The organism is Providencia sp. PROV255 (assembly GCF_028478065.1).
Lineage (GTDB): Bacteria > Pseudomonadota > Gammaproteobacteria > Enterobacterales > Enterobacteriaceae > Providencia > Providencia rettgeri.
Window position 1 is genome coordinate 40,127 of record NZ_JAMPMI010000018.1, and the last position, 12,222, is coordinate 52,348.

Sequence of the window (12,222 nt, forward strand, 5' to 3'; positions counted from 1 at the left end):
AAAAAGCAAAACCAACATTTAGTTAAACGCTAATTTAACCGCTGTTTTTGGGATACAGCTGCAGGCGAGTATGTAACCGTTTTCTTTGATGGCACTTTGTTTTAATGGAGTGACTTCCCCAGAAATAAGCTTAATTTTACAGCGACCACAAATACCTGCTCGACACGAATAAGGGATAGTTAAACCATGGGATTCTAATTGTTCAAGGATCACATTTTGGTTATCACCTGTATATTCTGTTTCCTCAAAAACTAAACTGACATTATTGGCTTGAGTATTTAATTTATTAGCTGCTAGGTCATTTTCCCGCTCTTGAACTAAATATTGTTTTGCAGGTTTAGTTTCTAATACCGTCAGGGTATCACCAACACGAATAACACCTGTATTTTTGATAATCACATTTTGGCCAAAATCGACATCGCCGGTTTCATCTGAACGGAAGGTTTGTAGTGTTGCAAGTGGTTCACTGTGGGGGTGTTTAATCCCTTTTTCTGGGCTAACAGTCGTTAAAATGCATCGGCTACATGGCCTATCTAATGTAAAGACGACATCACCAATTTGAATAGTTTTCCATGTATCTTCTTCAAACGGCTTGGCGCCAGTAATAATTAAGTTGCCACGAAACTGTTCTAATTTAATACTGGCAGGGCATCGACGTTGCAGTTCTTGGACAGAAGCTTCGTTGATCAGTAAAAAGGGATAGCCGTCAGCAAAAGACATTGGCACATCTTGGTATTCTTTGACGCGGCGAGAAAGCTGAGGACTAAGCCAGCGTAGTTGTACAGGTTCGTCAAAAAAGCTAGTTAACCAACTATTTATCGCTTCAGGGGCAATAAGTGCGTGAAAATGATTGCCCCAAACTTCAGTAGGGCTCTGTTTCTCATCAAAGTCCTGATACAATACTGTTGCACTTTCGCCATTTGGTGCTCGCAAGTGAAGACCATTATTGAGCATTACCGGTGTAAAAAGTAACATTTGTGGATATTTTCTCGCCGTAATAAATTTACCTTCCAGCGTGGTTACCATAAAATTACGATCAAAAGTCAAACCGCTAATATCAGCGAAGGCGTGGGATAAACGAACTCCTCGCATAGATTTAACTGGGTGTGTATAAAGGCGCGAAAGCGTTATCATTTTTTAATCCTTATAATTGTGCGTAGCAACTTTATGACAACTGCATAAGATTAGCTATAATGCGCAACAATTTTTCATCCAAATTGGTAATAAATACTATGAATTCTCTGTTTGCCAGCACAGCTCGCGGCCTTGAAGAACTACTGAAAACGGAATTAGAATCGCTTGGCGCTAGCCAATGCAAAGTGGCCCAGGGGGGTGTCTATTTTCAGGCCGACGAACGTGTTATGTACCAAAGCCTACTGTGGAGTCGGCTGGCATCGCGTATTTTATTGCCACTGAATGATTTTGACGTCTACAGTGACTTAGATTTGTATCTTGGTGTACAAGCTATCGACTGGAGTGAGATTTTCTCCGTCAATGATACCTTTGTTGTTCATTTTACAGGGACTAACGAAGAAATTCGCAACAGCCAATACGGTGCATTGAAAGTTAAAGATGCTATCGTAGACAGCTTCGTACGTAAGCTTGATCAGCGCCCTGATGTCGCTCGCCAGCAAGCAGATATTCGTATCAACGTCTACCTTAATAAAGAAAGAGCCAGTGTGGCACTCGATTTAAGTGGTGACTCGCTACATATACGTGGCTACCGTGATTTGGCAGGCCAAGCGCCCTTAAAAGAGACACTGGCAGCAGCAATTATTAACCGTTCTGGTTGGCAACAAGGTACACCATTGGTCGATCCGATGTGCGGTTCAGGAACACTGTTAATTGAAGCTGCAATGATGGCAACAGATAAAGCCCCGGGATTACACCGTACTCATTGGGGCTTTTATGCATGGTTGAAATTTAACGCGGAACTTTGGCGTGAATTAACCACAGAAGCGCAAGTTCGTTTCCGCCAAGGTTTGAAAGAGACGACATCACGTTTTTATGGTTTTGATATTGATAAGCGTGTACTTGAAATGGCTCGTGCGAACGCGCGCCGTGCAGGGTTACAAGACTTAATCACCTTTAAGCAAGGTGATGCCGCAGCATTGGAAAACCCAGTTAACACCGATACGATAGGAACAATTATCAGTAACCCGCCTTATGGTGAGCGTTTAGAAAGTGAGCCTGCTTTAATTGCGCTACATAGCCAATTAGGGCGTATCGTGAAGGCTCGCTTCCCTGGGTGGCGTTTATCGATTTTTAGTGCTTCTCCTGAGTTACTTAGCTGTTTGCAACTGCGTTCAGAGCGTGAATTTAAGGCCAAGAATGGTCCTTTAGATTGCATTCAAAAGAATTATCAATTAGCGGCTACACCGTCAGAAACTATCGCGGAAATTTCACCTGATTTTGCAAATCGTTTACGTAAAAATATCAAGAAATTAAATAAATGGGCAAAACAACAAGGTATTGATAGTTACCGTGTTTATGATGCGGATTTACCTGAATACAATGTTGCGGTTGATATTTATGGCGATAAAGTGGTGATTCAAGAATATGCACCACCAAAAACCGTTGATGAACGCAAAGCGCGTCAACGCTTATTTGATGTGATCACCGCAACAATGAATGTGCTAGAACTGACATCGAATCAGCTAGTGTTAAAAACACGCCAGCGCCAAAAAGGTAAGCAGCAATATGAGAAATTAGCCCAAAAAGACGATTTCTTTTTAGTACAAGAATACAATGCAAAAATGTTGGTGAATTTGACGGACTATCTAGATACGGGGTTATTCCTTGACCATCGTATTGCCCGTAAAATGTTAGGCCAAATGAGTAAAGATGCGGATTTCCTAAACTTGTTCTGTTATACCGGTACTGCCACTGTGCATGCAGGGCTTGGTGGCGCGAAAAGCACCACTTCCGTCGATATGTCACGTACTTATCTTGAGTGGGCTGAAAAAAACCTACAAGCGAATGGGCTAACAGGTCGTCAGCATCGTTTAATTCAAGCGGATTGCTTGAGTTGGCTGGCAAATAGCCGGGAGCAATTTGATTTGATCTTTATTGATCCGCCAACATTTTCAAATTCAAAACGCATGGATGGTACATTTGATGTACAACGGGATCATATCCAATTGATTACCCATCTAAAACGGTTATTGCGCCGTGGTGGAACCGTGATGTTTTCTAATAACAAACGCGGTTTCAAAATGGATCTTGAAGCAATTAAAGAATTAGGATTACAAGCACAAGAAATCACAGCTAAAACACTGTCAGAAGATTTTGCTCGTAACCGTCAAATACATAACTGCTGGTTAATTAGCCACGCAGAGTAAGGATAGAATCAATGGCTTTAATTAATTTGTCGGGTGCATACCTTTCGTTTAGTGATGCCCCATTACTGGATAATACCGAAATTCATATCGAAGATAACGAACGTGTGTGTTTGGTTGGTCGCAACGGTGCGGGTAAATCGACATTAATGCGAGTGTTAACGAAAGAGCAGCCGCTGGATGATGGCCAGTTAATTTACGAGCAAGACTTGATTGTTGCTCGCTTACAGCAAGATCCACCGCGTAATATTGAAGGCACTATTTTTGATTTTGTGGCTGAAGGCGTTGCAGAACAAGCTCAGTACCTCAAAGATTATCACCATGTTGCGAAAGAGGTCGAAACTGACCCGAGCGAGAAAAATTTAAATAAATTAGCTGAATTGCAAGAGGTGTTGGATAACCGTAATTTATGGTTATTAGACTCTCGTATCAGTGATGTCCTGAAAAAACTCGGTTTACCTGCGGATGCAGAACTGTCTTCATTATCAGGTGGTTGGTTACGTAAAGCGGCTTTGGGCCGTGCGTTAGTGAGTAACCCGAGAGTATTATTTTTAGATGAGCCAACCAACCACTTAGATATTGAAACAATTCTTTGGCTGGAAAATTTCTTAAAAGATTTCCAAGGTAGTATCGTATTTATTTCCCATGACCGTTCATTTATCCGCAATATGGCAACCCGTATTATTGATTTAGACCGTGGGCAATTGTCTTCTTGGCCGGGTAATTATGATGACTACTTGGTGAACAAAGAAGAAGCTTTGCGTGTTGAAGAGATGCAAAATGCAGAATTCGACCGTAAATTAGCCCAAGAAGAGACGTGGATCCGCCAAGGTATTAAAGCGCGTCGTACTCGTAATGAAGGGCGTGTTCGTGCACTGAAAGCGCTACGCGTAGAGCGTTCAGAGCGTCGTGAGGTGATGGGCACAGCGAAAATGCAAGTCGGTGAAGCAGCTCGTTCTGGCAAAATTGTATTTGAAATGGAAAATGTGAATTACCAGATTGATAATAAAGTACTGGTAAAAGATTTTTCAGCTCAAGTATTACGTGGTGATAAAATCGCTTTAGTTGGGCCAAATGGTTGTGGTAAAACAACATTGTTGCGCTTAATGCTAGGGGATTTACAAGCAGACAGCGGACGAGTGCATTGTGGTACTAAGTTGGAAGTTGCTTATTTCGACCAGCATCGTGCGGCATTAGACCCAGATAAAACCGTGATGGATAACTTGGCAGAAGGCAAACAAGAAGTCATGGTAAATGGTAAGCCACGCCATGTTCTAGGCTATTTGCAAGATTTTATGTTCCCACCAAAACGTGCGATGACACCTGTTCGAGCACTTTCAGGCGGTGAGCGTAACCGGTTACTGCTCGCGCGTTTATTCCTAAAACCAAGTAACTTATTGATCCTCGATGAACCGACTAACGACCTTGATGTCGAAACTTTAGAGTTACTTGAAGAATTAGTTGATGGTTACCAAGGAACGGTTTTACTGGTCAGCCATGACCGAGAATTTGTCGATAACAGCGTGACAGAGTGCTGGATCTTCGAAGGTAATGGGGTTATTAACCGTTTTGCTGGTGGGTATTACGATGCTCAACAGCAAAAAGCACAAACCGTGAGTTTGAAAGCAGAACAAACGGGTAAAGTGGCTAGCCAAGATAAGCAGACGAAATCGAAAGAAACGGTAAAACGTTCAAATAAGCTCAGTTACAATTTATTACGTGAATTGGAACAATTACCAGCAAAATTGGAACAACTTGAAAGTGAAATTGAAGCGCTGCAAGCTCAAGTTGGTGATGCTGATTTTTTCAACCAACCACATGATGTAACAGAAAAAACGCTGAGTCAGTTAGCGGCAAAAGAAGCTGAGTTAGAGCAAGCGTTTGACCGTTGGCAAGAGCTTGAATTGCTGAAAAACGGCTAATTACGTTTTAATTAAAGGAGCAAATACACTTTGTGCAACCATGAGTCTCATGAACATGTGCTTTGTCCTCAGTGTGACATGTTGGTTGCAGTCCCTGAATTGGAGCAAGGGAGCAAGGCAACGTGTCCACGCTGCGAGACCACATTGGTCTCAAAGTGGCGATATCCGTATAAGCAGCCAGCAGCATATGCCTTCAGTGCATTAATTATGCTGTTTGTTGCCTGCTTATTCCCCTTTGTTAAGATGGGCGCCGCAGGAATTGAAAATGAAATCTCGTTATTTCAAATAATTGAAATTATAGCAACCACACGTTATAGCGGTCTGGCACTCTTTTTTCTATTTTTTTCATTGATTATTCCTGCATTTTGTATGATCACAATTATTCTTTTAGGGTTACAAGTTCATATTCCTAAAGGAATTAAAGTGGTGATCACCCGTATTTTGTTCCAAATGAAAGCGTGGTGTATGGCTGAGATTTTTTTAGCGGGGGTCTTAGTCAGTTTTGTTAAATTGATAGCTTACGGTGATATTGGCATCGGGTTAAGCTTTTTACCTTATTGCGCGTATTGCATGCTACAAGTAAGGGCTTTTCAATGCTTAGATCGCCATTGGCTGTGGAACCGAATTGAAGCGGCTCCGAAGCTAGATAGGCGGTTAATCGTGGGCCAGACAGGTATTAAGCAAGATGTACGTTTATGCCTAGTGTGTACGGCGATTTTACCTGCTGAACAATCAAAATGTCCACGTTGTCACTCCCATGGTAGTGTACGTAAAAACCAAAGTTTACAATGGACTTTAGCGCTTTTAGTCACATCAATTATGTTGTATATCCCTGCTAATGTGCTGCCAATGATGACTACTAATACGTTGGGAACGGCATTAAATTCGACCATTATTGATGGTGTGATTTTGTTGTGGGAAGACGGGTCATATCCTGTTGCCATGGTGATTTTTGTGGCCAGTATCATGGTACCTACATTGAAGATGATAGGAATTGCATGGCTTTGCCTCGATTCTAAAGGGTACGGTAATCGCGACCCGCATCGTATGCACTTTATTTATGAGCTGGTGGAATATGTCGGCCGTTGGTCAATGATAGATGTGTTTGTTATCACTATTTTAGCCTCTTTGGTTCAAATGGGGCAATTGATGAATATTGTCCCTGCAATGGGGATTATTTTCTTTGGTGTGGTTGTTATTCTCACAATGTTTGCAGCGATGACCTTTGACCCTAGATTAACATGGGATCGCTGTGAAAGAAAAAATGAAGTAAATACTGTTGAACAAGAAGGAGTCATCGGGTGACTGATAAAGAAACACCACAGGCCAATGCCAAAATTAGCAAGCTAAAAAGTTGGTCGCCTGTATGGGTGATCCCAATAGTGACGCTCTTGCTTGGTGCTTGGGTCTTATTTTACCACTTTAGCAACCAAGGCCCAGAAGTGACATTAATCACTTACAATGCTGAAGGAATAGAAGCGGGTAAAACGAAAATTAAAAGTCGCAGCGTTGATATTGGCGTTGTGGAAAGCGTGACACTCGATGATAATTTTAGTCGAGTGATCATTAAAGCGCGCTTGAACAATGAAATGAAAGAGTTGCTACGTACCGATTCCGCGTTTTGGATTGTAAAACCGACAATCGGTCGTGATGGTGTCACTGGGCTGGGCACATTACTTTCAGGTGCTTATATTGAGCTTCAACCGGGGTTAGCGGCAAAAGAGCATTTCGAGTTCACTCTGTTGGATACCCCTCCTCTTGCATCACCAGATGCTAAGGGCATTCGTGTGGTACTGGTGAGTGATAAAGCAGGGCAATTAAACCCAGGTGACCCTGTATTATTCCGTGGTTACCGAGTCGGTTCTGTTGAAACTAGCAACTTTGATATGGATAAGCGTGATATGCGCTACCAATTATTTATTAATGCGCCGTATGATAAATTAATTAGTTCAAATGTACGTTTCTGGAAAGACAGTGGTATTGCTTTTGATATGTCATCCCAAGGTGTTCACGTTGAAATGGGCTCAATTGCTACACTGCTTACTGGTGGTGTGAGTTTTGATGTTCCAACGGGATGGGTTCCAGGTGCAAATGTGAAGGAAAATACGGAATTTCAACTGTTTGACAACCAAAGCAGTATTCAAAACTCTTTGTATACACAGTATCAAGATTTTGTCTTATTTTTCTCCGACTCAGTGCGAGGCTTGCAACCAGGCGCGCCGGTCGAGTTCCGGGGTATTCGTTTAGGTACTGTTGCACAAGTGCCTTTTTATACGGAAGGTTTAGACCAATCTCTGGATAATGACTTTAGAATTCCTGTTTTGATTCATATTGAGCCAGAACGTTTCTCTAAAGATGTTGGCAAGAATTTTAATTTAAAAAATGAATTAAATTTAGCATTGAAAGATGGCTTGAGAGCATCATTAAAATCAGGAAATTTACTAACTGGCGCATTATTTGTTGACTTGGATTTTGTGCAAAATGCAGAGCCTTATAAAGGCCCAATGGTGGTTGCTGGCTATAAAATTATCCCAACAACCAGTGCAGGGTTAGCGCAAATTCAACAAAAAGTCATTGCAGTGTTAGATAAAATTAACAATATGCCAATTGAACCGATGCTTAATCAAACCACACAAACATTGGCAGAAGGGCAAAAAGTTGTTAAAGAGGCTAATGCTATGTTAGCTCAGCTCAACAAAGTGATGGCGAGTAAAGAGTTCCAGAATTTACCTCATGACTTGCAAAAAACACTGCAAGAAATGAACCGAGCAATGCAAGGTTTCCAACCTGGTTCACCAGCTTATAATAAAATGGTGGATAACATGCAACGTTTAGACCAAGTATTGAGAGAAGTTCAGCCACTTTTACGTACCTTGAATAATAAGAGTAATGCACTAGTTTTTGAAGCTGAACCCACGAAGGATGTTGAGCCTAAAGGAGTGAAAAAATAATGAGATATTTATTATCGATATTTGTTTTGTTATTGGCGGCTTGTAGTAGTACTCCAGAGAAAAAGTACTACCAATTGCCAATGAAAACTCCTCAGACACAATCTGCAGAGGTGATGGATAAAGGCCAAGTATGGTTGCAGCGTATTATGTTATCGGATGTACTGACGTCAAATGGTATTACCTACCAAACGACAGATGTCAGTTATACCAATGCAAGTACCCACTTATGGGCTAGCCCATTAGAGCAACAACTTGGGCAGTCGATGGTGAGTGAATTATCTGCAGCATTACCTGAAAAATTGGTATCGTTGCAGCCATTACAGAACTCACCGGATACACTTGATATCACTTTAACGGCCTTTAATGGGCGGTATGACGGGAAAGTATTAGTGCAAGGTTTCTGGACTTACTCTCATGATAACAACGTGATCCGCCGTAATTTTGATGTACAGTTAGATCAAAATGAAGATGGCTATCCAGAGTTAGTCCGTACGTTATCGATGGGTTGGCAGCAAGTGGCTGAGAGTATTGCGAAAGAAATAGATAAATACTAGTTATTGGCAACTATTTAAGTAAATTATATTAAATGCACCTTGAATATATGTGGTTTTATATATTTCAGGTGCATTATTATTTTTATCAAATATAGATATTCTTTTAATTTATATATTAGTGAATAATAACTTTTTTTATTCGCTAATATTATGATAAATAAAAGAATGTTTTTATTTTAAATTTAAATCAATGAGTTATATTAATTGCCACATACAAGTCACATTTATGCTATTTATGACAAATATATGAAAATCTTTACTTGATTTTTTTATCAACGGGCGCTATTTCTATAGAGTACCTATTAAAAAATAGTAGGTGCTGTTTTCTTTTCCATTTAAATGATGAGGGAAGTAAGGCATGAAAAGACAGAAACGAGACCGTTTAGAAAGAGCTTTATCAAGAGGTTATCAAGCAGGTTTAGCAGGGCGCTCTAAAGAGCTGTGCCCATATCAAGCAGTAGATGCTCGGTCGCATTGGCTAGGTGGTTGGCGAAAGGCGATGGAGGACCGAACCGTAGCGGTAGTATAATCCCCATATTCTTTGATCCTTTAGGTTAAATAGCCTGTACTGATTTTCTTGCGTATTTTTGGGTTTTCAAGTTAAAGAGATCAATCAATTTAAGAACCTCCGCCATTGCGGAGGTTTGCATTTCAAAGCTTAGAATGCGCTCGTGTCTTTAAAAAGACCCACTTTTAAGTCTGTTGCAGTATAAATTAATTTACCATCAACTAATACTTCACCGTCAGCTAAACCCATAATCAGCTTACGATTGATCACGCGTTTAAAGCTAATGCGATAAGTGACTTTTTTCGCAGTAGGGAGAACTTGGCCAGTGAATTTAACTTCACCAACGCCTAATGCACGCCCTTTACCTTCACCGCCGAGCCAGCCAAGGTAGAAGCCAACTAACTGCCACATTGCATCAAGGCCTAAACAGCCTGGCATGACAGGGTCGTTTGTAAAGTGGCAGCCAAAGAACCAAAGGTCTGGATTAATATCCAGTTCAGCTTCCACATAACCTTTGTTAAATGTACCGCCATCTTCAGTCATACTGACGATACGATCCATCATCAACATGTTTCCTGATGGCAATGGAGGACCATTTTCTCCAAATAACTCGCCTTTACCAGAAGCAATTAAATCATCTTTTGTGTAGGATCCGCGTTTCTCAACCATGTTCTTAAGATAGCCTTTATTATGTGTAGGGCTACAGGATAGCGTACACTTGTACGCTGAACAACTCCGATCTGCTATTTTTTACGCAATCTTTACTCAACTCATCCATTTTAAGAACCAAGGGAGTCTAGCTTTATCAGGTGAGTTAGCTTGGTTGATTCGTTCTTGAATTAAAGCTAACAGGTGTACATTTTCCTCTTCAGCTTGTTGTTCAAAGTAAGGCTGCTTAGTGAGTAAAGTAATGGCTTGGGCAACATGTTCAACAGGCCAAATATGGAACTGGCCTTCTTGTACTGCTTCAACGACAGCAGACTTGGTGCATAAATGGCGCACATTTGCCATTGGGATGATGACACCTTGGCTGCCAGTTAATCCTCGTTTTTCACAGATATCGAAGAAGCCTTCAATTTTCTCGTTTACGCCACCAATAGGTTGGACATAACCAAATTGGTCAACCGCACCGGTGATGGCAATTTGCTGATCAATAGGTTGTAGAGCTAATGCACTAATTAAAGCACACAGCTCTGCGAGCGATGCGCTATCACCATCAACTTCACCATAGGATTGCTCAAAGACGATAGAGGCGGAAAAAGGCTGAGGTTGTTCTAATTTAAGCTCGTAATTTAAATAGGCTTGCATGATCATCATGCCTTTGGCATGAATATTACCGCCTAGGTCGGCTTTACGTTCTACATCGGTAAATTCACCATCTCCTAAATGTGCAACACAGGTGATTCGCGAAGGTTCACCAATGGCATCAGGGTGCCCCGGGTATTGCAAAACAGACAAACCATTGACTTGGCCGATAACTTCACCTTCGGTTTTAACAAAGATTTGTTCTTGTAAAATATCATCTTGAGTACGTTCAGCAAGAAAACTGTGGCGCCATTGGCGATTCTCGTTTGCTTGATTAAATGACTCTTGAGTTAGCAAATGGTTAACATGGTAATGGCTGGCATCGACAAGAGATCGAACTAACCAAAGAATATCAAGAGGAAGATTAAATTTATCTTCACAGTAACGTACAGCTTGTTGGATAAAAGGAAGCCAACCTTCAGGCGAAATATTCGGTAGTTTATTCGAATCAATAATGGATTTTATGTAACGCATCCATAAGGCCAATTGCTCTTCATCCTCGAAGAACATAATAGGCTCATATTCGCCATAAATAGCGCAGCTAAATAGCTCCGGTGCTGTAAATTCAAATTCTTCTAAAGCGAGTCGGTCACCAACAATAATAACTTTAAGTTCTAAGGGGTGTGGCTCAATTTCAATTGGTAAAGGTTGATTTTCAGAATAAGGTAACCATTCAAGTTGTTGACGGTTAACCATATTTTTTAGGCGAGCCCACATTAAAGGCTGGCTAATTAATGCACTAGCTGCGATAACTAATATGCCGCCATTGATTTGATGAAGTAAGCCAGGCACTAAATTCAAGGACGGGGTGACATAGCCGAATAATTGTTCAGGTTCTATCCAATTACGGTAAGCGATTTTTTCACGAGAAGAAAAACGGCTTTTAACACCATTTTTCCACTGAAAAAGTCGGTTATCTTCAGATAACTGATAATCACCATCAATGGTGTTGATCTCTGCTAGCAGGGGGGTAATTGCATTAACATAAAGGCTAAGATATGTCTCACTTTCATCAGACTTGATAAACATAAAGCGTGTTTGGGCAAATTCATCAACAAAATGTTGTATGCCATCAGACAGCCTAGGCTGAATGTCTGACAAAATTGCAGGGGGCAACGTTTCTGAAGATACAAATTTCGTCTGAAATGACGATAAGTTAGGAATTAGGCCTTGCCATGTTAGTTCTTGACTGATCACTATAATTATCTGCTATTAATAGGGTTATAAATAAAATGCCTGCCAATAAGCTGGGCGTATATGCCTGAACAAGGTTTATTTAATAAATTTGCTAAATAACATTGTTTGTTTTATAAACAAAATTCAGGCTAATTCATTACCCAATGGGCAAGCCTGTTATATTAGCCTTTGATAGGCAATCTTGCAGCAATAATTGTTGAATTATCGACTAGAATAACGAAAACATAAACACAATAGGTAGTGTCATTGGCCAAGTTAAACCAATTAGTATGGCGCTCAGTAAACGCATAAAACAGTTAGGGTCTTTTGTAACGAGTAAGGTAAATAGCATTGCGCATACTCCGCCAATCCCATAGATGACGAGTATGTATTCAAATGTGGACATGCAGTTTTATTAATTTGTTAACAGATAGGGGCAGATTGTACACTATTTTCACAAGGGTAGGT

At 40.7% G+C, this 12,222-nt stretch carries 10 protein-coding genes; 6 read left to right on the forward strand and 4 right to left on the reverse strand.

Annotated features, from left to right (window positions below):
• Positions 1–18: 18 nt before the first annotated feature.
• Positions 19–1,134 (reverse strand): YcbX family protein, encoded by a 1,116-nt coding sequence (locus PR725_RS16070; protein WP_004909625.1) that lies wholly within the window; start codon positions 1,132–1,134, stop codon positions 19–21.
• 98 nt (positions 1,135–1,232) lie between these two features.
• Here PR725_RS16070 and rlmKL point away from each other — a divergent pair, with 98 nt between their 5' ends.
• From rlmKL to rmf, 6 genes are all read left to right on the forward strand, one after another.
• Positions 1,233–3,341, forward strand: coding sequence for a bifunctional 23S rRNA (guanine(2069)-N(7))-methyltransferase RlmK/23S rRNA (guanine(2445)-N(2))-methyltransferase RlmL (gene rlmKL, locus PR725_RS16075; protein WP_272569776.1), 2,109 nt, complete (start codon positions 1,233–1,235; stop codon positions 3,339–3,341).
• 11 nt (positions 3,342–3,352) lie between these two features.
• Positions 3,353–5,260, forward strand: coding sequence for an ABC transporter ATP-binding protein (locus PR725_RS16080; RefSeq protein WP_109911058.1), 1,908 nt, complete (start codon positions 3,353–3,355; stop codon positions 5,258–5,260).
• Between the two features lie 30 nt (positions 5,261–5,290).
• The gene (gene pqiA / locus PR725_RS16085) at positions 5,291–6,565 is read left to right on the forward strand and encodes a membrane integrity-associated transporter subunit PqiA (protein WP_196723972.1); all 1,275 of its coding nucleotides are present in this window, start codon (positions 5,291–5,293) and stop codon (positions 6,563–6,565) included.
• Positions 6,562–8,211 carry an intermembrane transport protein PqiB gene (pqiB, locus tag PR725_RS16090; RefSeq protein ID WP_004909634.1) on the forward strand — a complete coding sequence of 550 codons (1,650 nt, stop codon included), beginning with the start codon at positions 6,562–6,564 and terminating at the stop codon, positions 8,209–8,211. Before pqiA ends, pqiB begins: the two co-directional genes overlap by 4 nt.
• Positions 8,211–8,765, forward strand: a complete 555-nt coding sequence (pqiC, locus tag PR725_RS16095; RefSeq protein ID WP_004909636.1) for a membrane integrity-associated transporter subunit PqiC — start codon at positions 8,211–8,213, stop codon at positions 8,763–8,765. Before pqiB ends, pqiC begins: the two co-directional genes overlap by 1 nt.
• A gap of 358 nt (positions 8,766–9,123) precedes the next feature.
• Positions 9,124–9,294: a ribosome modulation factor gene (gene rmf / locus PR725_RS16100; protein ID WP_004909639.1), complete on the forward strand. Its 171-nt coding sequence runs from the start codon at positions 9,124–9,126 to the stop codon at positions 9,292–9,294.
• A 129-nt stretch (positions 9,295–9,423) separates the two neighbouring features.
• Here rmf and fabA read toward each other — a convergent pair whose 3' ends face one another.
• The 3 genes from fabA to PR725_RS16115 form a co-directional block, all read right to left on the reverse strand.
• A complete protein-coding gene (gene fabA, locus PR725_RS16105) occupies positions 9,424–9,942 on the reverse strand; it encodes a bifunctional 3-hydroxydecanoyl-ACP dehydratase/trans-2-decenoyl-ACP isomerase (protein ID WP_004909641.1) in 519 nt (172 codons plus the stop codon).
• 96 nt (positions 9,943–10,038) lie between these two features.
• Positions 10,039–11,775: a Lon protease family protein gene (locus PR725_RS16110; protein WP_272569781.1), complete on the reverse strand. Its 1,737-nt coding sequence runs from the start codon at positions 11,773–11,775 to the stop codon at positions 10,039–10,041.
• A 208-nt stretch (positions 11,776–11,983) separates the two neighbouring features.
• Complete coding sequence (locus PR725_RS16115) at positions 11,984–12,160, reverse strand: GhoT/OrtT family toxin (protein ID WP_004909646.1); 177 nt, start codon at positions 12,158–12,160, stop codon at positions 11,984–11,986.
• Between the last annotated feature and the right edge of the window lie 62 nt (positions 12,161–12,222).